The following is a 25,256-nucleotide window of genomic DNA, read 5'->3' as shown; positions in this document are numbered from 1 at the left end:
CGGTTACCTCACCGGCAGTGTAGCAAATCCCGGGATTTCACCCAAGCCTCGCCAAGCGGCTTGGGCGAGCTACCTCGGGGGGGCGCCTTGACGACGCCAGACCGGCCCTGCCCGCCGCCTCAGAGCATCCCGAGCGCCTGCATATAGGTCTCCAGGATGGTTTCCTGCTCCTGGCGCTCGTTGGCATCCTGCTTGCGCAGGCGCACGATGGTGCGCAGCGCCTTGACGTCGAAGCCGTTGCCCTTGGCCTCGGCATAGACGTCGCGGATATCGTCCGAGATCGTCTTCTTTTCCTCTTCCAGCCGCTCGATGCGCTCGATGATGGATTTGAGCTGGTCCTTGGCAAATCGCGTTGCGGGTTCATCCTGAACGGCGGCAGATGTGGTGGCCATCGCGTACTCCTGAAATGGCAATGAAATGTCGCGCGAATACGCGCCACGCGCACCGCTTGTTGCGGGCGACCCTCGATTTTGGAGCACGTCCCGTCAAGGAAACATCGCGCTCATCCACAGCGCGCCCACAGGAGATGCGGACGGCCACGGAACTGGAGTCACATCGATCGGGAATTAGTGCCCGCTTTGGGCCTTCTTCATCGCCGCGAGCTGCTCCGGCGTCGCGCCGCCCTGAAACTTCGCCTTCCACTCCTCATACGGCATGCCGTAGACCGCCTCGCGGCTCTCGTCCTTGCTCACCGCAAGGCCCTTGGCGTCGGCCTCTTCCTTCATCCAGTTGGACAGGCAATTGCGGCAGAAGCCGGCAAGGTTCATCAGGTCGATGTTCTGCACATCGGTCCGGTTGCGCAGATGATCGACGAGGCGCCGGAACACCGCGGCCTCAAGTTCTGTTCTGGTTTTGTCGTCAATGCTCATGATCGTGATCCCGGTGTGATGTGCTCACCATATTGATATCAGGTGGGAATTGTCACAGATTTTGCCATATCGACGCGCAATACGGAGCTACGGCCACGCTGGCCACGGTGCCGCAGCGCGGCAGACGGGCGCCCGCCCGTTGACAGTGCCTGCCGGGCACGCGAAATCGACAATGATTTGATATAGCTTCGCTGCATGAGCCCAACAGATTCTCTCGCCTCAGCTCCCCGTACCATGCGCCTGATCCTGGCCGGCATCCTGCCGGTGCTGGCGCTTGTCGCGGCATGCCTGTGGACGAGCCCGGCGGCCGCCGATTTCCGGCTCTGCAACAACACCTCGAGCCGGGTCGGGATCGCGCTCGGCTACAAGGATGCCGAGGGCTGGACCACAGAAGGCTGGTGGAATGTGTCGTCGAGGACCTGCGAGACCCTGCTGCGCGGCAACCTTGTGGCGCGCTACTACTACATCTACGCTCTTGACTACGATCGCGGCGGCGAATGGTCCGGTCAGGCCTTCATGTGCTCGCGCGACAAGGAATTCACCATCAAGGGCACCGAGAATTGCCTGGCGCGGGGCTTTGACCGCACCGGCTTCTTCGAGGTCGACACCGGCGAGCAGCGTGCATGGACCGTCCAGCTGACCGAAGCCAACGAACAACAGCCGCAGAAAGTACCGGGAATGCCGGGCGGCGTGGCTCCGGGAAGCCCCGGGGCGATGCCGGGCCTGCCCAACCCGCCGCCGGGCGCAGCGCCGCCGGGCGCGTCGGGTCTGCCGCCAGCCGCACCACCCGGAAACAAACAATGAGACGACTGCGCCGAATCAAGATCCTTGCAACGCTCGGCCCGGCCTCCTCAGACAGCGCGATGATCCGCAAGCTGTTCGAGGCGGGTGCCGACGTGTTCCGCATCAACATGAGCCATACCCCGCACGACAAGATGCGGGAGCTGGTCAAGACCATCCGCAACGTCGAATCGAGCTACGGCCGGCCGATCGGCATCCTGGTCGACCTGCAGGGGCCGAAGCTGCGGGTCGGCGCCTTCGCGGAAGGGTCGACCCAGCTCAAGAACGGCCAGAGCTTCATTCTGGATTCCGACAAGACGCCGGGCGACAACAGCCGCGTCCAGCTTCCGCATCCGGAGATCCTTGCCGCGCTCCGGCCCGGCCACGCGCTTTTGCTCGACGATGGCAAGGTGCGGCTGATCGCCGAGGAAACCTCGCCCGACCGCGCGGTTACGCGCGTCGTGATCGGCGGCAAGATGTCGGACCGCAAGGGTGTCAGCCTGCCCGACACCGACCTGCCGGTCTCCGCGATGACCCCGAAGGACCGTGCCGATCTGGAAGCCGCGCTCCCGGAAGGGATCGACTGGGTTGCGCTGTCCTTCGTGCAGCGTGCCGAGGACGTGATCGAGGCCAAGAAGATGATCCGCGGTCGCGCCGCGGTGATGGCCAAGATCGAGAAGCCGCAGGCGATCGACCGCCTCGCCGACATCATCGAGGTGGCGGATGCGCTGATGGTGGCGCGCGGCGATCTAGGCGTCGAGCTGCCGCTGGAGCGGGTGCCGAGCCTGCAGAAGCAGATGATCCGGATGGCGCGGCGCGCCGGCAGGCCGGTGGTGGTCGCAACCCAGATGCTGGAATCGATGATCCAGGCGCCGGTGCCGACGCGCGCCGAAGTTTCCGACGTCGCCACCGCCGTCTACGAGGGCGCCGACGCCATCATGCTGTCAGCGGAATCCGCCGCCGGCAAGTTCCCGATCGAAGCGGTCTCGACCATGAACCGCATCGGCGAGGAGGTCGAGCGCGACCCGACCTATCGCAGCATGATCAACGCACAGCGCGTCGATCCCGAGGCGACGGTGGGCGATGCCATTGCCGACGCCGCGCGGCAGATCGCCGAGACGCTAGATCTGTCGGCGATCATCTGCTGGACCTCGTCAGGCTCGACTGCGATCCGCGTGGCGCGCGAGCGCCCGAAGGTGCCGGTGGTCGCGATCACGCCGAACCTCGTCACCGGCCGCAAGCTGTCGGTGGTGTGGGGCGTGCATTGCGTGGTCGCCGAGGACGCCCACGATCTCGACGACATGGTTGAACGCGCCGGCTCGATTGCATTCCGGGACGGTTTTGCCAAGGCCGGCCAGCGCGTCATCATCGTCGCCGGCGTGCCGCTCCGCGCGCCCGGCACCACCAACATGCTGCGCATCGCCTCGGTCGGGCCGAACGGCGACGCGCAGCTGTAGATTCTCGTCTTGACGCGCTTTCTTCACGCGAACCGGTGCCCACTTCGCTCGAAAACGCTCTAACCCGTCGCGCCGGGCCACGCATCAGCGTGGCCACCAGGCTGCGCTCCAGACCGTCAGCCCTGCAACGCCGCGTCGAGCGTGATCTTGGTGTTGAGCAGCTTCGACACCGGACATCCGGCCTTGGCCCTGCCCGCCAGTTCCTGGAACGTTGCGTTATCGGCGCCCGGGATCTTCGCCGATAGCGTCAGGTGCACGGCAGTGATGGCAAAGCCGTCGGCGACCTTCTCCAGCGTCACGTCGGCCTTGGTCTCCATGTGCTCGGCCGTGAGCTTGGCCTCGCCCAGGATCAACGACAGCGCCATCGTGAAGCAGGCGGCATGCGCCGCGCCGATCAGTTCTTCGGGGTTCGAGCCGGGCTTGCCCTCGAAGCGGCTGGCGAAGCCATAAGGGTAATCCGAGAGCGCGCCGCTCTTGGTCGAGATCGCGCCCTTGCCGTCCTTGATGCCCCCCTGCCATTTGGCCGAACCATGGGTCGTCGTCATGCGTTGCTCCGTGAGATTGGTTGAACCCAGCCTCAACCTACAACGCCAATGCGACGGAAGTGTTCGCCGCGCAGCTGCGATCTCAGGCCCCGACCAGCGCCTTTGCCGGGGTCGTCGCCTGCACCACAAGGCCACGGGCGCGCGCGTCCATCACGCCGACCGCGCGTAGCGCGAGCAGCGTCACGCTCTGCACCGCATCGCGCAGCTTGATCGGATCGTCGAGATTGGCCGGCGCCAGCGGGCCGACCAGAGCTTCGTGCAGCGCGCCGAGCAAGGCGGTGGCGGCCAGCGCCGTGTCCTGTGCCGGCAGATGTCCGGCGCGTACGGCGGCGTCGATGCGCATGGCCAGCTCGCCGGAAATGTCGCGGCGGCTGGCAAGGCGCGAGGCGGTGACGTCGACATCGACCGGCTCGGCCAGGATGCCCCAGGCCAGCTTGCGCTGCGACAGCACGTGGACCGCAATCGTCGTCACCGCGGCGGCCAGCGCCGATGACGGTCCGGGCGCGGCCTCCGCGGCGCGCCGGATCGCGGACAATTCGTCGCGCGAGACCTCCGTGATCAATTCCGAGATCAGCTCGGCCTTCGACGGGAAATAGCGATAGACGGTGCCGGCCGCGACATTGGCCCGCACTGCGACGGGCGCGATCTGGACCGCGGCCATGCCGCCCGCCGCCGCCGCGTCGCGCGCAGCCGACAGGATGGCGCTGCGCCGGGCAGCCAGCCGTTTCACAACCTGATGAGTTCGCCGGTAGACCATGGCATTCCGTCCCCCCACCGTGTGCCCTGGCCGGCGCCCACCGGCAGAACACACGCGTCTTCAATGTTTTGAACGATCGATCCCGCAACCGTTTGAAGAAGTGAACAACTATTCAGACTGAATGACAAGCTGGAATTGTAAGGATTTTGCGACGGCCGCACGCCACCTCCGATTGAACTGGCGGCCCTCCGGCCGACGGAAGCGCCAGGTGCCGACAGCACTCAGGTCCGGATCGGGGCTTCCGATGGTAAATCGCGCGCCAAGATAAATGCTCGAAATCGAGACATCCGATCTCGCGCGGACCCACGACATCGCGGTCGCATTTACCCGAATTTATCGGAAGCCGTGGTCGAGTGCGCCCAACGCCACGTTGTGGCGTTGCTTCGATGTCCCCGGCCGAACCAAGAAAGCGCATGTCACTCTCCATCACCAGCAGCGTGGGCAGCCGTAGCGCGGTGCGAGGACTGCTGCCGCTGTGCGCCGCCGTGGGCGCCTATCTGTTCTATCTCTCCGCCGGAGAAATCCTGCTGCGCGATTCCGACACGGAGTGGCAGATCAAGGTCGGACAGTGGATCCTCGAACACGGCGCGATGCCGACATCAGACGTGTTCTCGTTCACCCGTTTCGGCGAGCCCTGGATCTCGAGCTCGTGGCTGTCGCAGGTGGCGTACGCTCTCGTGTACGGCGGCGATTGGGCCGGGCCGGTGATCCTGACGTCGGTCGCGATCGGCGCGTCGGTCGCGATCTTTCTGCATCTGCTCAGCCCGTATTTCGATCCAGCGCGTGCACTCCTGATCGCGGCGCTGGCGCTGTTGCTGTCGACGATCCACTTCTTCGCGCGGCCGCATGTGCTGGCACTGCCGGTGCTGCTGGCGTTCGTCGGCGGCCTGATGTCGGCCGCGGATCGCCGCACCCATCCGTCATGGTCGCTGCTGCCGCTGATGGTGTTGTGGGCCAATCTGCATGGCGGCTTCGTGCTCGGCCTGGCACTGATCGGGCCGATCGGACTGGAGGCGGTGTGGAGCGCGGAGCCGAGCCGCCGCCGTCAGCTCATCGTACGATGGGGACTGTTCGGCGTCGCCGCACTGGCCGCGAGCTGCGTGACGCCCTATGGCTGGAATAGCCTGCTGGGTGCGACCAAGATCCTCAGCCTCGGCAAGCTGCTGTCGCTGATCGGCGAATGGCTGCCCGCGGATTTCAGCAAGCCCAGCTTCTTCGAAGCCACGCTGCTCGGCCTGATCGGCGTCATCTGCTATCGCGGGCTGACCCTGTCGGTGCCGCGGATCCTGTTGCTGCTCGGGCTGATCTGGATGGCGCTGAGCCATATCCGCAACATCGAGGTGTTCGCGTTCATCGCGCCGCTGGTGCTCGCCAAGCCGATATCAGAACAATGGGGAATGGCAGGCGTCCGCGCCGTCCGCTTCGAGGAAGGACGCGCCGTCCCCGTCGTCACGATCCTGGCGACTATCGCGATGGTGATCGGAGCGTGGGTGACGACGACGATGTTCGTCGCACAGCACGAGTTCAAATTCCTGCCGGAATTCTCGCCCGTTGCCGCCGTCGACGTTCTCCAGCAACACAAGGCGCAACGCGTGTTCAGCACCGCGCCGTTCGGCGGCTACATGGTAAGCCGCGACATGAAGGTGTTCATCGACGGCCGCGCCGAGCTTTATGGCGAGCAATTCGTGCTCGATTATTACGCCGCGCTCGATGCCCGCGACGTCGGCCAGCTGCTGGACCTTCTCGACAAATACCGGATCGACGCCACGCTGTTGAGCTCGGACTCTCCGGCCGGAAACGCGCTGGACCACCTCAAGGGCTGGAAGCGGCTCTACAAGGACGACATCGCCGTCATCCATGTGCGGTCGGACGAGAAGGCCGGCGTGCCGGCGGCGGCTGAGGGCGCGAATTAGGCGCGTACTCGCAAAATGCGTTACGTCGGCTTTTGCCTCGAAAGCCGACGTCGGAGGCGACATAGGTTCAAGCCAGCTTTGGGCCCGACAGGCGACATAAGAACGAAGAAAGCCGCCAACTGCGGCGGCCTTACCTCCATGTCGCGCGGCCCCTCCCGAAACCCGGATGTCGAGCCTGAAACTCGTCCATAAACATGAGGCGAGCTTGGTTGAGGATACCCCGAGCTTCTTTCGAATAGCCATACTCTTCGGCTTGGGACCAAAGGTCATAAACCTGGAGCATGAACTCTTGGTATCGTTCGGCTGGATCGACCAGATCGCCATACTTGTCTCGCTCACCCGCCATGTTGATCTCCGAAAGCAACAGCGAGTCACAGGAGCAAACCTTTCATTGGTCCGCAATGGGTCAAAGCCGGCATCTAGCGGCCGAGCCGAGCGACGTCCGCTTTGCCCTCGGAGACCGACGCCGGGGCGGTCTCAGCGCTTGCCGCGCTCTTTGACCGGGATCACGAATTTCAGCCCCGACCACACCGCATCGACGGCGCAGACCTTGATGTCGACCAGGCCGGACGCGAGCCCGATCTCGCGCACCGTCCTGTCGTCAAGGTCGGTCGCGACGCCTGAGCTCTTCTTCGGCCACGACACCCAGATCATGCCGTCAGGCGCGATCGCTTCGCGGTAACGCTGCAGCTTGGCGGCGAGCCACTTGGCCTCGGCGGCGAAGAGATGCACGGCATCGAGCGGCGCCCGCGCGGTCTTCGCGATCCGTAGATCGGCAGGCAGTTCGCCGACGATGTCGCCATAGGGAACGGACAACCCGTCGACAAAAATACAAAAGCCCGGCTTGAGGCCGAGCTTTTGCACAATCGGTTTGCCGGACATGCCGGCCTTGGCGGGCAAGGCTTACGCCTGCGGCTGCGGCTCCATGCCGGTGTCCGGATCGGGACGCGGGCGCGGCTTGCCGGCCGGCGGCACGGCGGATGCACGCGGCGTCGACGGCTCCAGCACCGACTCGCGATTGGGCTTCTTGCCCTTCAGCAGATCGGTGATCTCGTCGCCGGTCAGCGTCTCGAACTCGAGCAGGCCCTTGGCGAGTGCCTCGAGGTCTGCGCGCTTCTCGGTGAGGATCTTGGTGGCCTCGTTGTAGCCTTCCTCGACCAGACGCCGGATCTCGGAGTCGATCTTCTGGACGGTCGCCTCGGAAGCGTTCTGCGTGCGCGAGACCGACATGCCGAGGAACACCTCGTCCTGGTTCTCGCCATAGGACACGGTGCCGAGCTCTTCCGAGAGGCCCCAGCGCGTCACCATCATGCGGGCCAGGCGGGTCGCCTGCTCGATGTCGGAGGCGGCGCCCGAGGTCACCTTCTCGCGGCCGAAGATCAGCTCTTCCGCGACACGGCCACCCATCATGATGGCGAGGCGCGAGGTCATCTGCTCCAGCGACATCGACAGCTTGTCGCGCTCCGGCAACTGCATCACCATGCCCAGCGCACGGCCGCGCGGAATGATGGTCGCCTTGTGGATCGGATCAGTCGCGACGACATTGAGACCGACGATGGCGTGGCCGCCCTCGTGATAGGCCGTCAGCAACTTCTCTTCCTCGGTCATGACGAGCGACTTGCGCTCGGCGCCCATCATCACCTTGTCCTTGGCCTCTTCGAACTCGGCCTGCGTCACCATCCGCTTGTTGCGGCGGGCGGCGGTCAGCGCAGCCTCGTTGACGAGGTTCATCAAGTCGGCGCCCGAGAAGCCCGGGGTGCCGCGCGCGATGGTCTTGAGGTTGATATCCGGCGCCAGCGGCACCTTGCGGACGTGAACCTTGAGGATCTGCTCGCGGCCGACGACATCCGGATTCGGCACCACGACCTGACGGTCGAAGCGGCCCGGACGCAGCAGCGCGGGATCGAGCACGTCGGGACGGTTGGTCGCCGCGATCAGGATCACGCCTTCATTGGCCTCGAAGCCGTCCATCTCGACCAGCAGCTGGTTCAGGGTCTGCTCGCGCTCGTCATTGCCGCCGCCGAGGCCGGCGCCGCGATGACGGCCGACCGCGTCGATCTCGTCGATGAAGATGATGCAGGGCGCATTCTTCTTGGCCTGCTCGAACATGTCGCGGACACGGCTCGCGCCGACGCCGACGAACATTTCGACGAAGTCAGAACCGGAGATCGTGAAGAACGGCACGTTGGCTTCACCCGCCACCGCGCGCGCGATCAGGGTCTTGCCGGTGCCGGGAGGGCCGACCAGCAGCACGCCGCGCGGAATGCGTCCGCCGAGCCGCTGGAACTTGCCGGGGTCGCGGAGGAACTCGACGATCTCCTGCAGATCCTGCTTGGCCTCGTCGACACCCGCGACGTCCTCGAAGGTGACGCGGCCATGCGCCTCGGTCAGCATCTTGGCGCGCGACTTGCCAAAGCCCATCGCCTTGCCGGCGCCGCCCTGCATCTGCCGCGACAGGAAGATCCAGACGCCGATCAGCGCGATGAACGGCAACCAGGAGACGAGCAGCGAGACGAACCACGGCACGTTGTCGCCGGGCGCCTTCGCGGTGATCTGCACCTTGGCGTCATAGAGGCGCTTCACGAGCGACGGATCGCTCGGTGCGTAGGTCTGGAAGCTGGTGCCGTTGTTGAAGGTGCCGTGAATCTCGGGCCCCTGAATCACGACGTCGCGGACATGGCCCTGATCGACCTCAGTGAGAAGCTGCGAGAACGAGATGTCCGAGGACGACGACCGCTGACCAGGATTCTGGAAAAGCGTGAACAACGCCAGCAACAGCAGGACAATAATGACCCAGAGGGCGAAATTCCGCAGATTGGCGTTCATGGTCTTCCTTCGTGGTCGCGCGGATCGCGGCCTCTCTAATCCTTGGGCAGGCTCTGTGGGAATCCCCAGGGAATCCATCCCGTCGATGGCTACAATCTAGGTGCCGCTGGGGTCGATGCCAAGGGAACCACGCACGACTATTTACCGCATCCTAGCCCGATTTCCGGTCAAAAAATGACGCGGAATCCGGTGTTTTTCCGGGGTGGTTAAGCCTCCTTGCCGGATTATGACAGCGGTTGAAACAATCGAACCCGGCTCAGCAGGAACGGGCCCGGCGAGGCGGCGCCGGGGTGATCCTGATGCGGTCGGAGACGACGCTGACGACCGCTCCTGCAAGCGTCTGTTTCAGCTTGGATTCGCGTTGTCCCAAGGGCTGGCTGACGGCCTCATCGACCGCGGCGAGCAGGGTTTCGACCTTGCCGAGTTCGGCCGGCCCCTCATGTCCGGCGCGGTCGATGGCGCGCTTGAGCAGCCGGACGCGGATTTCGTCCGGCATCACCGCGAACAGTGCCGCGTCGAAGCCAGCCTCGAAGTTGCCCTCGCTTTTCAATGCAAGATAGCGCTCGGCGCCGTCGACCAGCACCTCCAGCGCGGCGTTGGCGCGCGCGATCCGCGCGGCGAGCCGTGCCAGGTTCCGTGCGTCGCCGCCTTCCTCGGCCAGCAGCGGCATCAGCGCGCGCAGCCGCGGTCGCGTGAAGGACGGATCGCGGTTGGTCGGATCGTCGGCAAAACCGATGCGCGCCTTCTTCAGCGTCGCGACCAACTGCGCCTTCGAGATATCGAGCAACGGTCGCGTCAGCATGACGCCGTCGCGCTCGGTCTCGCGCGCCATCGCCGAGAGGCCCGCGACGCCACTGCCACGCAGCATCCGCATCAACAGCGTCTCGGCCTGGTCGTCACGGGTGTGCGCGGTCAGGATATGCGTCGCGCCGTGCTTGCGCGCGACTTGCGCGAGCAGGCCATAGCGCGCCTCACGCGCGGCTGCCGGCAGGCCGGTGCTGGGCTTGGGCCCGCTCCAGCGCAATGTGTGATGCGGCAGGTCGAGGCTTCGCGCCAGCCGCTTGACGTCGCGCGCCTCGCGGGCCGCTTCAGGACGCAGGCCGTGATCGACGGTGACCGCCACCAGCCGCGGTCCCTGCGCGAGCGCGCGGCGCCAGCGCGCGGCCAACCACATCAGCGCGACGGAATCGGGACCGCCCGACACCGCGAGCACGATCGCTGGTGCACGCGCCAGGCCCGCGAACAGGCGCTTGGCGTCGCTTGCCGGGATGGCGGATTGGTCGTCGGGCATCACAGAACCAGCAGGTCGCGGAAAGGCCGGAAGCGGCCTACCCCGGCTGGTTTAGCACTTCACGCGCTTCTGCTCGCGGTCAACCGCAGCTTTGACCCCGCCGGACGCGCGCGGGTACTTCCGCGCGATCTCGCCGAATGCGGCGCAGGCGGCTTCCTTTTCCTTCAGCGCCGCCAGCGACTGGCCGAGCCGCAGCAGCGCGTCGGGCGCTTTCGCGGACTTGTCGAACTTGGTGGTCACACCGAGGAAGGTTTCCGCAGCATCGCGATATTGCTGGCGCTGGAAATAGCTTTCGCCGAGCCAGTATTGCGAATCCGCCACCAAAGGATCGCTCGGATACTTGGTGGCGAAGTTCTTCATCGTCTCTTCGGCGAGCGCATAGTCCTTGCGCTGCATGTAGCCGATACCGAGGTCGAACTCGTCCTTCGGCGTCGCCGACGGCGGCAACGTGGTCAGGGCCGCGCTCGCGCCGGGCGCCCGCTGCGGGCTCGTGCTGCCGAGATCGAGCGGCTCGCCCGCTCCGCGGCCGCCGGGCGCGCCGACCGCCGCATCGTTCTGCATCGGCATCTGGCCGCCGCCACCGAGCACGCGCGGAGCGCCGGGGGCATTCGGATTTTGGGTCGGATCGAAGGCATCGCCGCGGCCGCGGCGGCCGGGAGCTGCCGCCGGCGCCGGCTCCTGCACGATCGGCGCGGGCGCCGCGATCTGCTGCTGGTCATAGCCGCCCTGCGGCTGCCGGCCGTATCCTGGCTGCGGCTGGCCATACCCCTGCTGCGGCTGCGCGTAGCCAGGCTGCGCCTGCGGCACCGCCGCGACGCCGGGCTGGGCCGCCGGAGGCTGTCCGTTCGGGCCGGGCGGCTGACCGCCGAGCTGGCGCAGGCGCTCCTCGAGCTGGCGGTTGCGGTACTGCAGCTCCTCGTTCTGCCCGGTCAGCTGCCGCAGCTGGTTCTCCAGCCGCTCGATCCGCATCTCGGCATCGGAATCGTCGGATTGGGCAAACACTGGTGCGGAAACGGCGAACAGCGCCGCGATCGCCGCGGCGGAAGAAAGAAAATGTAGCCTGGATGACATTTTGCCCTGACGACGAGATCGACGTGAAAAGCGCGCGACTTTGAGGGACGGAGTACGCCAGAATTGTGACTTGCAGTTCAAATCCGGGACAGCGTCGCGGATACCGGTTTAGTACGGACGGTGGAACAAGCAAGCGGCCAATTGCACGCAGCTTCGTTCATCTTGATGAAGCCGGGTCAGGCTTTCATGGGGCCAAAACAAAACCGGCGCCCGAAGACGCCGGCTTGAAAAACGCGTCCAGGATCGCGTCAGGAGCTGGCGTTCAGCACGGTGACGGCGCGGCGGTTCTGCGACCAGCAGGAGATGTCGTTACAGACCGCGACCGGGCGCTCCTTGCCGTAGGAGATGGTGCGCATGCGGCTCGGATCGATGCCGCGCGAAGCGAGATAGGCGCGAACCGACTGGGCACGGCGCGCACCGAGCGCGATGTTGTATTCGCGCGTGCCGCGCTCGTCGGCATGACCTTCGATGGTGAAGGAATAACGGTTGTAGGTCTGCAGCCACTGCGCCTGCTTGTCGAGGGTCGCTGTCGCCTGCGGGCTGAGATCGGTCTGATCGCTCTCAAAGAACACGCGGTCGCCGACATTGACCACGAAATCCTGCTGGCTGCCCGGGGTCGCGGCGCTCGCCATCGCGCCATCGGCGCCCAGACCGTTCTTGTTGGCGCAGGCACCCATCGACAACGCCACCGCCAGAACCGCAGCAAGCTTCATACCCTGGAGGATACGCATCTGATGTTTCATTCCGGAGCCTCCACGCTCACGCTCTTCGTACTGTCATTGGGTCTACAGGGCGATGGTTAAGCGAACGTTCCGTCAACCTTGACGAGACCTTGCTGGACCCGTTCAAATGCCAGGCAATGGCGAAAAGCGCCCCCGATGGTTAATGGGTGGCAAATGTGGCGCGATGGTGAAGGGAAGGCAAGGTTCGCGGGAACCGGCCGCTTTTGCAGGACAATTTGGCCTGCGTGCAACAGTCGATCGATGTCAGATTGATCAGAACCCCGGTTTGCTCAGGGATTCGGCACGATCGAAGCGCGCTCGAACGGCCGGACGATACCGTCGGGCTGCAATTGGCCTTCCCGATCGAACAGCATCCGCCGCTCGAAGGCACTCGAGCGCAGGAACGGATAGCGGGCGAGCACGCGTTCCCGCACGGTCGGCAGATGCGACGCCATCAACCCGACCGGCTTCACAAGCCCCGGGTAGAGGCGCGGTTCCGACCAGGTCTCGTGCAGGAACACGCGCCGGTAGAACGCCATGTGCTCCGGCCGGACCGGCGCCAGGCCATAATCGGCATTGAAATGCACGCCCGCGGTCGAGCCGAGCCGCACCGTGACATAGGGCAGTTCCGGATTGTTCCGCGCCTTCTCGGGGTCCGCGACGAAGCGCGTCGAATCGATGAAGACCAGACCCTGATCGAGTTTCGGCAGCAGCACGTCGCCGAATACGTCGATCGTCGGCGAGGAGCGCCACTCCGGCGTCGCCACGGTGATGCGTATCGAGCTGCAGAGTTCGCCGTGCAGATAGACGCCGAACACCCAGGCATTCGGCGCATCATCGAACTGATCGACGACGCGCTCGTCCGCCGAGGGCCGGATCGCGCCCTCGCGCAGATAGGCGCGGTAGCGAAGCCGGTAGATCTCGTCTTTCTGTTCCGGGGTCTGAGCGAGGCGATAGTCGACTTGATCGAGAGGGTCCGCAAGCCTTCCTGTCGCGGGCTTGATGGCTTCGGCCGCGGACCTCATGTGGTAATCCCCTCAAAACCCAACAACTTCAACGCGCGTGCCAAAAGATTAACAGCTTCTTAATTTTCGTCAAAGCAATCGCGGCAATACAGTTAACTTCTGACCGCAAGGGTGCAATTCGAATCGTGCAGTTGAAAGGTTTCACAACTATCGATTGAGGATATTGCGCTGGATCAAGCGATCGAGCGCGAGGGAACCACGTGCAGCGGGTCGTCGGCGCGGCGGCCGTGCGAGGCATTGAGCAGCTGGCGGATGCGCACCGCGGGAACCGGCCGGCTGAACAGGTATCCCTGTGCTTCGGTCACCGCGCCGTCGGCGCTGATCAGTTCGAGCTGCTCATTGGTCTCGATGCCCTCGACCACCACCGACATCCCGAGATCCGCCGACAGCCGTGCCACCCCGCGCAGCAGGGTCAACGGGCGATCGCTGTCGATGCCTTCCAGGAAGGAGCGGTCGATCTTGACCTTCTGCAGCGGGAAATTGTGCAGGTAGCTGAGCGACGAGTAGCCGGTGCCGAAATCATCCAGCGATATCCGCACGCCGAGCGAACGCAGTTGCGACAGCACGTCGTGGGTCAGCTCGGTGTTGTGCAGCAGCGAGGATTCGGTGATCTCGATCTCGAGGCGTTGCGCCGGCAGGCCGGAGACCTCGAGCGCGTAGCGGACCTCGCTCAGCACGTCGCGCTGATGGAACTGCTGCGGCGAGAAGTTGACGGCGACGCTGACCGCTTCGGGCCACTTCATGCATTCCATGCAGGCCTTGCGCAGGATCCAGCGGCCGAGGTCGACGATCAGGCCCATGTCCTCGGCGACCGGAATGATGTCGACCGGTGAGACCGTGCCGCGCACCGGATGGTTCCAGCGCAGCAGCGCCTCGCAGGTCGAGACCTTGCCGGACTTCAGGTTGATGAGCGGCTGGTAGAACAGTTCGAATTCCTCGTTGGCGAGCGCCTTGCGCAGATCGAGCTCGAGGATGCGGCGGGCCTCGACGGTTTGCGCCATCTCGTCGCGGAAGAAGCAGAAGGTGCCGCGGCCGTCGGCCTTGGCGCGGTAGAGCGCCATGTCGGCGTTCTTCAACAGCGTATCGGCACCGACGCCGGGCGCGGTCATCGCGATGCCGACGCTGGCGCCGATCTCGACCAGATGGTTGTCGATCTTGTAGCGCTCGCTGAGGCGGTCGACGATCCGCCGCGCTAGCGCGGCGGCGTCCTCATGCGAATGGATGTTCTGCTGGAACACGACGAACTCGTCGCCGCCGAACCGGGCCACGAAATCCTCCGGACGCAGCATCTCGCGCAACCGTTCGGCGACCGCGCAGAGCAGCTGGTCGCCGCAGGGATGGCCGAGCGTATCGTTGACCTGCTTGAACTGGTCGAGGTCGACGAACAGCAATGCGGAGCGATGGTCGCCGTGCTGCATGGCGAGCAGCCGGCCGATCTCGTCGCGAAAATTGACGCGATTGGGCAGCGCGGTCAGCTCGTCGTAGCGCGCGAGATGGCTGATCCTGGCCTCGGCGTCCTTGCGCTCGGTGATGTCCTCGACCAGCAAGACCGTGCCGCCGCCTGCCATCGGCTGGAACGTCCAGTCCAGCGAACGGTTCTGGGCCGGATCGGGGTCGCTGGTGACGATGTCGCCGCGCTGCGAGCTCTCGATCTCGTAGAGAATCTGTTGTGCGGCCGCGGCCGAGATCGCGCCGGACAGCACGCAGGCATTGCAGATGTCGGTCGCGCTGGCGCCGCGCTGCACGAAATCGTCCGACAGCTGCATCATCTCGATGAAGCGGTGGTTCATCACCGCAAGGCGGCCGTCGGCGCTGAACATGCACAGGCCGTGCGGCATGTTGTTCAGCGCGGTATCGAACTGGCCCGCCAGCGCCGCCTCGCGCTCCTTGGCGATCCATGCGTTGACGTAGATGCGCTGCAGGCTGGAGGTGAGGTGCCGGATAGCGCTGAAGAACACCAGGCTCAGCAGCGCAAGGGCGATGTGATAGGGACCGCCGACATACATCAACGCCGCGATCAGGGGACCGATCGACATCAGCAGATGCTGGTGGAAGATCTGCGGCCGGCCGAAGGTCCGCCCTACCCCCGCTGAGGTGTAGGCGACCACCGTGGTCACGCAGAGCATATGGGCGGCGGCATCGCTGGTCGTGAGCAGCACGGCTGCACCCCACAGACCAAGCGCGATGCCGTAGGCGAGGCTGCCGATCCGGTAGCGCTTCTCCCACGTCACGGATTCTTCGACGGTTAGACGGGAACTGCGCTGCTGATAGCGGTACATCTGCAGCGCGCGCGCCAGACCCACCACGATGAACAGCGGCACGCACAGCCAGGACAGCAGATTGCCGGTGACGAACGCAATCACGGCGCCCGCGATGGCGGGGCCGAAGGCGCCGAAGATCATGGGCGCGGGGTTCATGAACAGGGAATCGACCAGCGCCGCGGAGATCGTCGGCGACATCGACTTGTCCGGTTCTCCCGTCTGGCTTGCAAACTGCATTGAGAGCGCGCGTCCTTTTCAGCTCGCACTCTTACTGATCGCAGGTGAAGTCTTTCTGAGGGAACATCGTTAGCGAGTCGTTGCCGCGACCCATTGATAGCCGAAATTCGGCATAAGTTTCAGTGCGCTAGGTAAGAAGTGCCGACCGCCCCGGGGTTCCCCGGCGCAGCCATGCGCGAACCTCACGACAACAGCGGCGACCAGGCGGGGTCGGAGGCAAAACCGGGGGTCGGCACCCGCAGTTCGTTGCGCCCGGAGACATCGATGGTGAACAGCGACGGACCGCTGTTGCCGCCGGGATCGCGGAAGAACATCACGACGCGCCCGTTCGGCGCAAAGGTCGGCCCTTCATTGTGGAAGCCCGAGGTCAGGATGCGCTCGCCGGAGCCGTCCGGTTTCATGATGCCGATCGCGAACTGCCCGCCGCCCTGCTTGGTGAACGCGATGTAGTCGCCGCGCGGCGACCACACCGGCGTTGAATAGGTGCCGTCGCCGAACGAGATGCGCTGTGCCGCGCCGCCGGTTGCCGGCATTACGTAGATCTGCGGCTTGCCGCCGCGATCGGACTCGAAGCAGAGCCGCGTGCCGTCGGGCGCATAGGATGGCGAGGTGTCGATCGCCGGCGTGTCGGTCAGTCGCGTCATCGACTTCGAGCGCAGATCCATCACGAACAGGTTGGAGTTGCCGCCCTGCTGCAGGCTCATGATGACGCGCTGGCCGTCGGGCGAGAAGCGCGGCGAGAACGACATGCCCGGGAAGTTGCCGACGATCTCGCGCTGGCCGGTCTCGATGTTGAGCAGATAGACGCGCGGGTCGCCCTGGCCGAACTCCATGTAGGTGATTTCCTGGGTCGACGGCGAGAAGCGCGGCGTCAGCACCAGGTCCGTGCCGCGGGTGAGATAGCGCACATTGGCGCCGTCCTGGTCCATCAGCGCGAGGCGCTTGACGCGGCGATCCGCAGCGCCACTCTCGTCGACGAACACGACGCGGGTATCGAAATAGCCCTTCTCGCCGGTCATGCGCTCGTAGATCTGGTCGGAGATGATGTGCGCGATGCGGCGCCAGTATTCGGCCGAGGTGTCGTACTGCTGGCCGGCGAGCTGCTGGCCGGTGTTGACGTCCCAGAGCCGGAATTCCGCCTTCACGCGCCCGTTGCCCTGGCGCGTCATGCGGCCTGTCACCAGCGCCTGCGCGTTGATGCTCTTCCAGTTGTTGAAGTTCGGCGCCGCGTCGATGTTGATCTGCTTCTCGAGATAGGCGGCCTGATCGATCGGCGCGAACAAGCCGCTGCGCTTCAGATTGTTGGTGATCACCTGCGTGACGCCGACGCCGACTTCGGCGTCGCCGGGCGTGCCGGCGGCGAAGTTCGGGATCGCGATCGGCACCGGCGCGAACTCGCCTTCCGGAATCGGGATGCGCTTCGGGCCGGCCTGCCCGAAAGCGCACCGGCTTCCGGCAAGCGCGCCGAGAGCGGCGATTCCGGAGATCATCTGTCGACGGTCGAGGCGAAATTTCATGGTCCGCAAATCATTCGTGTTGGTCATTGTCGGTAACTTTGCTTGCCGTTGGCCAGGCGACGCGGTTGTCCTCAGGTCTTCCGTTCCGTGAACACCGGCGCGAAATACTTCCATTCCTCGAAGAAGGCCGCCGGCAATCGATACGGCTGGCATTCGATGATCGCCCGCAGCGCGCTCTCCTGATAGACGCGCAAATAGGGCGTTGCCGGTGTACCTTCCGGCACCGGCGCGGCTTCGAGCGTGCCATCGCGCTTCAGCTTGATCTCGAATACGGCCTCGGTCTGCATCGCCTCGATGCCGCCATAGGGCTTCTTCCAGCAGCGCTCGACCTGCTGCTTGAACATCGCCCCCCAGGTCGCGGAGTTGTCGGCGGCCTTGCCCTTCGCCGTGCCGAGCGCAGCGTTGGCATTGAGCGCATCGCCGGTCGCCGCGGCCCGCGTCGGGTCGCGCTTGTCGAGCAGCGCTGCGATCTTGCTCTGGTCGAACACGCGATCCTTCGGCTTCTGCTCCGGCGGCGGCTTGGCGGCCTGCGCGACAGGCTTCGGCGGCGGCTTCTTTTCTTCCTTCTTGATCGCTTCCGCGATCGGGTCGGGCTTCACCGGATCGGGCTTCTTCTCGACCGGCTTCGGCTCTTCCTTTGGCTTATTCTCCGGCTTGTTCTCGACCTTCTTTGGCGGATCCGGCTTCTTGTCTTCCGGCTTCTCCACCTTCGGCGTCGGCGCCGGCGCGGTATCGGTCACGACAGGCGGCTTCTTCTCATCGATCTTGCCGACGGCATCATCCATCGGCTTGGCCTCGGCGACCTTCTCGACCAGCGGCTTGGGATTTTCCTTCTTGCCGTCCTTCAGGCCGGCCATGACATGGGAGAGCTGGTCGGGCGAGATCACGTCGACGGCAACAGTATCCTCTTCAGGCATCACGTACGCCCTGGTCGAAAACGACACGAGGCCCCACCCGACCACGAGGACGTGCAGGACAATCGATGCCGCCAGAGTCTTGTCGACCTTGACCTTCAAATCAGGCTCCCCGTGCCTTGCCGCACATGGCCTCATATTGGAGCATGATCTGATCGGAAAACCGGTCTCCACTTTTCCGGATCATGCTCTATCCGCCTTCCGGGATGATGACGATATTCGCCTTGAATCCTGCGGCCCGGACCTCCCCGAGCAATTTCATCATATCCGTGTAACAGACATCCTTGTCGCCACGGAGATAGACCACCTTTTCGGCATCCGACCGGGCGTCTCCGATCGCCTTGATCTTGGCCGGAAAGTCGGCGGCCGTGACCGGCGCGTCGCCGAGATAGAGCTCGACATTCGAGTTGCAGCCACCGCCGGTGCGCTTCACCGACAGCGTCAGCGGCGGCTGGTTCGACGAGATCGACCTGCCGCCGCTCGCGACCGGCAGGTCGATGTCGATGTTCGACGTCATCAGCGGCGCGGCGACCATGAAGATGATCAGCAGCACCAGCATCACGTCGACCATCGGCGTGACGTTGATCTCGGCCATGACCGGCTTGCGCCCGCGGCGGCGTCTGCCACTACCGCCGGACCCTGCCATGCTCATCGCCATGATCGTGCGCTCACAACAGTGACCATCGTTGATCTCAGCCCCGCTCGTCGATCTGACGCGACAGGATGGCGGAGAACTCGTCGGCGAACCCCTCCAGGCGCGCAGCCTGCCGGTTCACCTCCGAGGTGAACTTATTGTAGAAAATAGTCGCCGGAATTGCGGCAATCAGGCCGATTGCGGTCGCAAACAGCGCTTCCGCGATACCGGGCGCCACCACCGCCAGGGAGGTGTTTTTCGAGGCCGCGATCGACTGGAAGCTCGACATGATGCCCCAGACGGTGCCGAACAGGCCGACAAAGGGGCCGGCCGAGCCGACGGTGGCGAGCACCAGCAGGCGCCGTTCCAGCCGCTCCACTTCCCGGGCGATCGAAACGTTCATGACCTTCTCGATCCGGGCCTGCAGGCCGGCAAAGGACCGGGACTGGCTCTCGAAGGAGCGCTTCCACTCCCGCATCGCCGCCACGAAACAGGCCGCCATCGACTGGGTCGGCTTGGCCGAAAGGGCCCGGTAGAGCTCCTCGATCGACTGGCCGGACCAGAACGCCTGCTCGAACTTGTCCATCGCCCGCTTGGTGCGGGCGTAGAGCAGGATCTTGTCGATCGCGATCGCCCAGACCCACACCGAGCAGGACAAAAGTCCCAACATCACGCATTTGACGACCCAATGAGCCTGCCAAAACAGCGCGATTAGCGACACATCGCTCGATGCCAGTGGCAGAGTTGACTGAGCCACGTCGGCGGGATTCATCGGCAATATCCTCTCAACGCAAGTGTCCCCATCAGGCGGGCCGCCAATCGGCACCGATTCCACGGCCGCATCAGGCGCGGCGAAACTGCGCGAAAGCCTCTTGCATCTGTCGCATGGGGGGCCGTCCAAAGCCGGGCCCTGCTTCCCCTGCCAACATGTCAAAACGAGGGCTTTTCACGCGGCATTCCGACCCTAACCAAACGCTAATCATGGTTAAGGCGAGGTTACCAAAGGGAAATTTGGAGGCGGGAAATGCCGCTGGCGGAGCCGGTTGGCGGGTTCCACAGATGAATGGATTCGGTGGATAGTGGGTTGATGCCGCATGCCTCCTCCCCTGTCGTCCCTGCGGAAGCAGGGACCCATAACCACCGCATTTGGTTGCGAACGGGATCGTGGCTCCAGCGTGGGGCAACGGCTGATACTTAGGGTTGATGGTGTGGACGGCCCCCTACGGCATCAGTGTGCCAGAATGAGGTTGTTGCAAATCTCAGACATGGAGACCGTCCGTGAGCCAGATTATCCGCATTGGGATGGATACGTCGAAGTATATTTTTGTGTTGCATGGGGTTGATGCGACGGAGCAGGTGGTACTGCGCAAGAAGCTGTCGCGCAGACAGGTGCTGGAGTTCTTCGCCAAATTGCCGCCGACCGTGATCGGGATGGAGGCCTGCGGGGCGTCGCAATATTGGGCGCGAGAGCTTTCCAGGCTGGGCCATGAGGTGAAGCTGATGGCGCCGCAATTGGTTAAACCCTACGTGATGCGGAACAAGAATGACGGGCGGGATGCAGAAGGCCTGTGTGAGGCGATGAGCCGGCCGAGCATGCGCTTCGTACCGGTGAAGACGGCCGAGCAGCAGGCTGCGCTGATGCTGATGGGGGTCCGCGACGGATTGATCGCCCGGCGCGCCCAATTGACCAATACGATACGCGGCCATGCGGCGGAGTACGGCCTGATCGCGCCCAAGGGACTGGACGCGATCGAACCACTGCTGGCGCGGATCGCGCAGGACGAGACGCTTCCCGCTCTGGCGCGCGAACTGTTTGTGGTGCTGGGCCGGGAGCGCGTCAGGCTCGAGGGTGAGTTGGAGGCGGTTGAGGCCAAGCTGATGGCCTGGCACCGCGGCGATGCCACGGGCCGGCGCCTGGCTCAGATCCCCTCGGTCGGTCCGATCGTTGCAACCGCGCTGGTGATGAAGACACCTGATCCGGGCGCGTTCCGCTCCGGTCGTCACTTTGCGGCCTGGCTGGGATTGACACCCAAGGACCACTCCACCGCTGGCAAGACCAGGCTTGGCAAGATCACGCGGGCGGGCGATGAGGACCTGCGCCGTTTGCTGGTCGTCGGGGCCACGGCGGTGATCCAGCAGGCCAGGCGCGGACGCGGTCATCACTCGCGCTGGCTGCTGGCGCTGATCAAGCGCAAGCCGCCGCCGCTTGCGGCCGTAGCGCTCGCCAACAAGGTGGCGCGCATCGCCTGGAAGCTGATGGTGACGGGCGAGAGTTATGACGCCGCACGGCTGAATGCCGCTACGACGGGTACCGCTTAACAGATTGGCCGGCCGGCGGGCTCGCTCGTCAGCCGACCCGGAGCTGCAAGAGCAGATGGAGCGATCGATCGAGCAACGATGCGAGACAATCCGCAGGACCCATCGGCCGCCAACAGGTCGCGTGGTTGTTTGGAACTCGCATCGCGCAAACCATCTTGGCCAGCGATCCATTCGATCGCACTCAACAGGCCGGACATATGGATGCAAGCGATCCGATCAATCCCAGAAAGCTCTTGTGCCACGGGGGCCGTCCACATATGGGTCCTGGCCTTCGCCAGGACGACGTGGATGGTTCTCGCGCGATACGACGCAGGTCATTGCGTGCCTCATCTCGGTGTCATCGCCCGGCTTTCGACCGGGCGATGACAGTGGGTGGGGACGCACCGCCATCCCCCGTCATTCCGGGGCAGCACCAACGGGTCGCGCGAACGCGCGCCCGATGACAGGCTCCGGGCTGAGCCCGGAATCCATTTAACCGCAGAACAGGTGGTGGAATGGATTCCGGGCTATCGCTTCGCGAGCCCTCAGGTGCGCAATTGCGCACCCGGGAATGACGAGCAGAGGAATCCGCCTCAGGCCAAATGCCTGACGATCGCAAGCCCGGCGAACAGGCCCGCGATCGACAACGCGACCGAGCCGGCGACATACAGCGCGGCAAGGCCGAGTTCGCCGCGCTCATAGAGCAGTGCGGTGTCGAGCGAGAAGGCGGAGAAGGTGGTGTAGCCGCCGAGGATGCCGGTCATCAGGAACAGCCGCCAGGGCTGCGAGGCCTCGCCCTTGAAGGCGAGGTAGCCTGCAATCAGGCCCATCACGGTCGAGCCCGTGATGTTTATGATCAAGGTGCCGTAGGGAAACGCGGTGCCGATGCAGCGCGCACAGGTGACGTTGATCAGATGCCGCAGCGTTGCGCCGAGGCCGCCGCCGAAGAAGACGAGGAGATAGCTTGCCGCGTTACCCACCAATGCCCCCGCTGGTGTGTCGAGAAGCTCACAATACGCGCCGCTCAAGAGCTCACTCTCCCTTGGAGGGGGAGGGTCGGTTCGCATGAAGCGAAGCGGAATGCGAAACGGGGTGGGGTGATCCCTCAACACGGACAGTGTCGCGCGTGGATAGACCGTCACCCCACCCCGCCGCTCATTTCATTCGCGTCGACCCTCCCCCTCCAGGGAGGTTAAGAGGATCGAGCCGAATTGCGACCCGCGCTCAGCCGGCCTTGCCGAACAGCTCGTCGACGTAATCCCAGTTGACGAGGCTGTCGACGAACGCCTTCAGATAGTCCGGGCGGCGGTTGCGGTAGTCGATGTAGTAGGAGTGCTCCCAGACGTCCACGCCGAGGATTGGCACCGCGCCATGGACCAGCGGGTTCTCGCCGTTGGGGGTCTTGGCGATCTCGAGCTTGCCGCCCTTGACCTGCAGCCAGGCCCAGCCGGAGCCGAACTGGCCGACGCCCGCGGCGGCGAAGTCGGTCTTGAACTTCTCGAAGCCGCCGAGGTCCTCGTTGATCTTCTTCTCGAGCCGGCCGGGCAGCTTGCTGCCGCCGCCATTCGGCTTCATCCACTTCCAGAAGTGGATGTGGTTGTAGTGCTGACCGGCATTGTTGAAGACGGCCGCGTTCTTGCCGAACGAGCCCTTCACGATCTCCTCGAGGGACTTGCCTTCGAATTCGGTCCCCTTGATCGCGTTGTTGCCGTTCGTGACGTAGGCCTGGTGATGCTTGTCGTGGTGAAACTCCAGCGTTTCCTTGGACATGTAGGGCGCAAGGGCGTCGTGGGCGTAGGGCAGATCGGGTAGCGTGAAGGTCATGGGGTAATGTCCAACAGAGGGTGGGAGACTACACTTAACGGGTCCCCCTTATAGAAGGTTCCACGGCGGAGAAACACCGCATTTTCAGATCGTGTATGACAGATCGGCGCAGCCGAGGACCAAGACCTAGGACTTGAGACGATGAGCATCGAAATCGACATTCTCAACGGAGATGCGTCATGGCGGCGCGCCGAGCCGCTCCTCCGGGCGGTCTGGAGCCCGGATATCATGGAGAAGAAGCAGTGGGCGGACACCAAATGGGCTCACGCGGATTTGCGCGTGTTGCTCGATGCGCCCGACAACGGCGGGCTGGCCTGCCATGTCGGCATCTATTTCCGGACGATCACCTGGAATGGCCACAAGGTGCATGTCGCCGGCATCGGCGGGGTTGCGACCCGCGAGGACTGCCGGCGGCGCGGCTATGCATCACTCGCGCTAGATGCCGCCGTGCACACCATTCGTGCCAATGACGCGGTGAAATTTGCAATCTTATTCTGCGAGCCGCACAATTTCGCATTCTATCAGGCCCGCGGCTGGCATCCCTTCACTGGTGAGGTGACTTGCGAACAGCCTTCCGGGCAGATCCGCTTCGAGGCGATGGCGCCGTTCGTCAACGACATCGTCCGCGCGCCGCGCCAGGGCAAGATCGACCTATGCGGCCTGCCGTGGTGACCCCTGCGCGAGCGCGGGTGGCGAGGACGGGCCCGAACTCGTAACATGTCGATCATCATTTATTGATTGCGAGCCTGGTTCACTGGCGTCGAATTGCAGTGCGCCCTCTCCCGCCTCCGAAGTGAGCCGCCGACGCATGACCATCGATGCCTCGATCGACGACATCAACTCCGCCGCGGCCACACCTGCGGTACCAGTCGATTATCTGCTGACGGCGCCGATCCTGCCGACGCTGCTCAAGCTCGCGGTCCCCAACACGATCGCGATGTTCGGCTCGACGCTGGTCGCGGTCGCCGAGACCTCCTATATCGGCCGGCTCGGCACCGAGCCGCTGGCCGGGATCGCGCTGGTGTTTCCGTTCGCGATGCTGACGCAGATGATGTCGGCCGGCGCGATGGGCGGCGGCGTCTCGTCGGCGATCAGCCGCGCGCTCGGCGCCGGCGATCGCGACCGCGCCGCCGACCTGGCGCTGCATGCGGCGATCATCGGTGGGTGCGCCGGATTATTCTTCACCGTGATGATGCTGGGCTTCGGCCGCCACTTCTATGTGCTGCTCGGCGGACGCGGCGGCGTGCTCGAACAATCGATGCATTACTCGCAGGTGCTGTTCTCCGGCGCGATCTCGATCTGGCTGGTCAACACGCTCGCCTCCGTCGTGCGCGGCACCGGCGACATGCGCGTCCCCTCGATGACACTGATCACCGTGTCGATGATCCAGATCGCGGTCGGCGGCGTGTTCGGTCTCGGGCTATTCGGCATGCCGAGCCTCGGCATGCGTGGCGTCGCCGCGGGCCAGCTCACGGCGTTCACGTGTGGTGCGATCTTCCTCGCCTGGTATCTCGCCTCTGGCCGCAGCCGGCTCAAGCTCGACTTCGCCGCCTTCAGCTTTCAGCGCGCGATGTTCCTCGACATCCTGAAAGTGGGCGCGATCTCCTGCCTGTCGCCGCTGCAAAGCGTGCTGACCATCCTGATCTTCACCAAGATCCTGGCGAGCTTCGGCACCGAGACGCTGGCGGGATACGGCATGGGCTCGCGGCTGGAATTCCTGCTGATCCCGATCGCATTCGCGGTCGGCGTCGCCTCGGTGCCGATGGTCGGCATGGCTGTTGGTGCGGGACTGGTGACGCGGGCCCGCAAGGTGGCATGGACCGCCGGCATGGTTGCCGGACTTGTCGTCGGATTGGTCGGACTCGTGGTCGCACTCAAGCCGACGCTATGGATTGCGCTGTTCACCACCGATCCCGGCGTGACCGCCGCGGCCTCGTCCTATTTCGCGCTGGCCGGCCCGGCCTTCGGCTTCTTCGGCGTCGGCGTCTGCCTGTATTTTTCCTCGCAAGGCGCGGCCAAGGTCGGCGGCCCCGTGCTGGCCGGGACCATCCGCCTGTTGCTGGTCGGCATCGGCGGCTGGTGGCTCGCCACCGCGAGCGCCCCGGCATGGACGCTGTTTGCGCTGGTCGGAGGTGCGATGGTGGCATTCGGCCTCGCGACCATCGTGTCGATCAAGCTGACCCGCTGGGGCTAGACCCGGAGGGCCGGGGCTCGCGCTGCGCATTCGGTCGCGACAAGGCACCGCCACCCTTCCGAGCCTTGCCGGAGCATGGCGGCCTCGAAAAAAGGCTGCAAAATTTTCCGGATCGTGCCCG

The 25,256-nt window shown here is 64.7% G+C and carries 23 protein-coding genes; 6 read left to right on the top strand and 17 right to left on the bottom strand.

Going from position 1 to position 25,256, the window contains the following annotated elements; all coding sequences use genetic code 11:
- Positions 1 to 119 precede the first annotated feature (119 nt).
- Together HAP47_RS06765 and HAP47_RS06760 are read right to left on the bottom strand one after the other, a co-directional pair.
- Positions 120 to 392, bottom strand: a complete 273-nt coding sequence (locus HAP47_RS06765) for a DUF2312 domain-containing protein (RefSeq protein WP_029085502.1) — start codon at positions 390 to 392, stop codon at positions 120 to 122.
- Positions 393 to 566: 174 nt separating this feature from the next.
- Entirely contained in the window at positions 567 to 869 is a 303-nt protein-coding gene (locus HAP47_RS06760) for a DUF1244 domain-containing protein (protein WP_173638909.1), read from the bottom strand.
- A gap of 234 nt (positions 870 to 1,103) precedes the next feature.
- Here HAP47_RS06760 and HAP47_RS06755 point away from each other — a divergent pair, with 234 nt between their 5' ends.
- Positions 1,104 to 1,673, top strand: a complete 570-nt coding sequence (locus HAP47_RS06755) for a DUF1036 domain-containing protein (protein ID WP_173638910.1) — start codon at positions 1,104 to 1,106, stop codon at positions 1,671 to 1,673.
- The gene (pyk, locus tag HAP47_RS06750; RefSeq protein ID WP_173638911.1) at positions 1,670 to 3,106 is read left to right on the top strand and encodes a pyruvate kinase; all 1,437 of its coding nucleotides are present in this window, start codon (positions 1,670 to 1,672) and stop codon (positions 3,104 to 3,106) included. Before HAP47_RS06755 ends, pyk begins: the two co-directional genes overlap by 4 nt.
- A 116-nt stretch (positions 3,107 to 3,222) precedes the next feature.
- Here pyk and HAP47_RS06745 read toward each other — a convergent pair whose 3' ends face one another.
- Entirely contained in the window at positions 3,223 to 3,651 is a 429-nt protein-coding gene (locus HAP47_RS06745) for an OsmC family protein (RefSeq protein ID WP_173638912.1), read from the bottom strand.
- 82 nt (positions 3,652 to 3,733) lie between these two features.
- The gene (locus HAP47_RS06740) at positions 3,734 to 4,408 is read right to left on the bottom strand and encodes a TetR/AcrR family transcriptional regulator (RefSeq protein ID WP_173638913.1); all 675 of its coding nucleotides are present in this window, start codon (positions 4,406 to 4,408) and stop codon (positions 3,734 to 3,736) included.
- 413 nt (positions 4,409 to 4,821) lie between these two features.
- On the opposite strand from HAP47_RS06740, the gene HAP47_RS06735 reads away from it, so the two are divergent.
- Positions 4,822 to 6,321: a hypothetical protein gene (locus HAP47_RS06735; protein WP_173638914.1), complete on the top strand. Its 1,500-nt coding sequence runs from the start codon at positions 4,822 to 4,824 to the stop codon at positions 6,319 to 6,321.
- Between the two features lie 477 nt (positions 6,322 to 6,798).
- Here the strand turns inward: HAP47_RS06735 and HAP47_RS06730 are convergent, their stop codons facing one another.
- The 11 genes from HAP47_RS06730 to tolQ form a co-directional block, all read right to left on the bottom strand.
- The gene (locus HAP47_RS06730) at positions 6,799 to 7,203 is read right to left on the bottom strand and encodes a DUF3052 domain-containing protein (RefSeq protein WP_173638915.1); all 405 of its coding nucleotides are present in this window, start codon (positions 7,201 to 7,203) and stop codon (positions 6,799 to 6,801) included.
- A 21-nt stretch (positions 7,204 to 7,224) separates the two neighbouring features.
- Positions 7,225 to 9,147, bottom strand: a complete 1,923-nt coding sequence (gene ftsH / locus HAP47_RS06725; RefSeq protein ID WP_173638916.1) for an ATP-dependent zinc metalloprotease FtsH — start codon at positions 9,145 to 9,147, stop codon at positions 7,225 to 7,227.
- Between the two features lie 256 nt (positions 9,148 to 9,403).
- A complete protein-coding gene (gene tilS, locus HAP47_RS06720; RefSeq protein WP_173638917.1) occupies positions 9,404 to 10,438 on the bottom strand; it encodes a tRNA lysidine(34) synthetase TilS in 1,035 nt (344 codons plus the stop codon).
- Positions 10,439 to 10,489: 51 nt separating this feature from the next.
- On the bottom strand, positions 10,490 to 11,509 hold the full coding sequence (ybgF, locus tag HAP47_RS06715; protein WP_173638918.1) for a tol-pal system protein YbgF: 1,020 nt from the start codon (positions 11,507 to 11,509) through the stop codon (positions 10,490 to 10,492).
- Positions 11,510 to 11,757: 248 nt separating this feature from the next.
- Complete coding sequence (gene pal, locus HAP47_RS06710; RefSeq protein ID WP_173638919.1) at positions 11,758 to 12,252, bottom strand: peptidoglycan-associated lipoprotein Pal; 495 nt, start codon at positions 12,250 to 12,252, stop codon at positions 11,758 to 11,760.
- A 269-nt stretch (positions 12,253 to 12,521) separates the two neighbouring features.
- Positions 12,522 to 13,256: an N-acyl amino acid synthase FeeM domain-containing protein gene (locus tag HAP47_RS06705; protein ID WP_173638920.1), complete on the bottom strand. Its 735-nt coding sequence runs from the start codon at positions 13,254 to 13,256 to the stop codon at positions 12,522 to 12,524.
- A 173-nt stretch (positions 13,257 to 13,429) separates the two neighbouring features.
- A complete protein-coding gene (locus HAP47_RS06700) occupies positions 13,430 to 15,754 on the bottom strand; it encodes a putative bifunctional diguanylate cyclase/phosphodiesterase (protein ID WP_173638921.1) in 2,325 nt (774 codons plus the stop codon).
- A gap of 182 nt (positions 15,755 to 15,936) precedes the next feature.
- Complete coding sequence (gene tolB / locus HAP47_RS06695; protein ID WP_173638922.1) at positions 15,937 to 17,271, bottom strand: Tol-Pal system beta propeller repeat protein TolB; 1,335 nt, start codon at positions 17,269 to 17,271, stop codon at positions 15,937 to 15,939.
- A 71-nt stretch (positions 17,272 to 17,342) separates the two neighbouring features.
- Positions 17,343 to 18,323 carry a protein TolA gene (locus HAP47_RS06690; RefSeq protein WP_173638923.1) on the bottom strand — a complete coding sequence of 327 codons (981 nt, stop codon included), beginning with the start codon at positions 18,321 to 18,323 and terminating at the stop codon, positions 17,343 to 17,345.
- Positions 18,324 to 18,375: 52 nt separating this feature from the next.
- Complete coding sequence (locus HAP47_RS06685; RefSeq protein ID WP_173638924.1) at positions 18,376 to 18,843, bottom strand: biopolymer transporter ExbD; 468 nt, start codon at positions 18,841 to 18,843, stop codon at positions 18,376 to 18,378.
- Positions 18,844 to 18,877: 34 nt separating this feature from the next.
- Positions 18,878 to 19,591 carry a protein TolQ gene (tolQ, locus tag HAP47_RS06680; RefSeq protein WP_016846954.1) on the bottom strand — a complete coding sequence of 238 codons (714 nt, stop codon included), beginning with the start codon at positions 19,589 to 19,591 and terminating at the stop codon, positions 18,878 to 18,880.
- 506 nt (positions 19,592 to 20,097) lie between these two features.
- Between tolQ and HAP47_RS06675 the strand changes: the two genes are divergently transcribed.
- A complete protein-coding gene (locus HAP47_RS06675; protein WP_173638925.1) occupies positions 20,098 to 21,138 on the top strand; it encodes an IS110 family transposase in 1,041 nt (346 codons plus the stop codon).
- Positions 21,139 to 21,710: 572 nt separating this feature from the next.
- Here HAP47_RS06675 and crcB read toward each other — a convergent pair.
- Together crcB and HAP47_RS06665 are read right to left on the bottom strand one after the other, a co-directional pair.
- Positions 21,711 to 22,097, bottom strand: a complete 387-nt coding sequence (gene crcB, locus HAP47_RS06670) for a fluoride efflux transporter CrcB (RefSeq protein WP_173638926.1) — start codon at positions 22,095 to 22,097, stop codon at positions 21,711 to 21,713.
- 244 nt (positions 22,098 to 22,341) lie between these two features.
- Complete coding sequence (locus tag HAP47_RS06665; RefSeq protein ID WP_021078629.1) at positions 22,342 to 22,941, bottom strand: superoxide dismutase; 600 nt, start codon at positions 22,939 to 22,941, stop codon at positions 22,342 to 22,344.
- A 141-nt stretch (positions 22,942 to 23,082) separates the two neighbouring features.
- On the opposite strand from HAP47_RS06665, the gene HAP47_RS06660 reads away from it, so the two are divergent.
- Positions 23,083 to 23,613 (top strand): GNAT family N-acetyltransferase, encoded by a 531-nt coding sequence (locus HAP47_RS06660; protein WP_173638927.1) that lies wholly within the window; start codon positions 23,083 to 23,085, stop codon positions 23,611 to 23,613.
- A 136-nt stretch (positions 23,614 to 23,749) separates the two neighbouring features.
- A complete protein-coding gene (locus tag HAP47_RS06655) occupies positions 23,750 to 25,135 on the top strand; it encodes an MATE family efflux transporter (RefSeq protein WP_173638928.1) in 1,386 nt (461 codons plus the stop codon).
- Positions 25,136 to 25,256 lie beyond the last annotated feature (121 nt).

The organism is Bradyrhizobium sp. 41S5 (assembly GCF_011516665.3).
Lineage (GTDB): Bacteria > Pseudomonadota > Alphaproteobacteria > Rhizobiales > Xanthobacteraceae > Bradyrhizobium > Bradyrhizobium quebecense.
The sequence above is the reverse complement of the archived record's forward strand: the minus strand, read 5'-3'. Positions and strand labels throughout refer to the sequence as shown.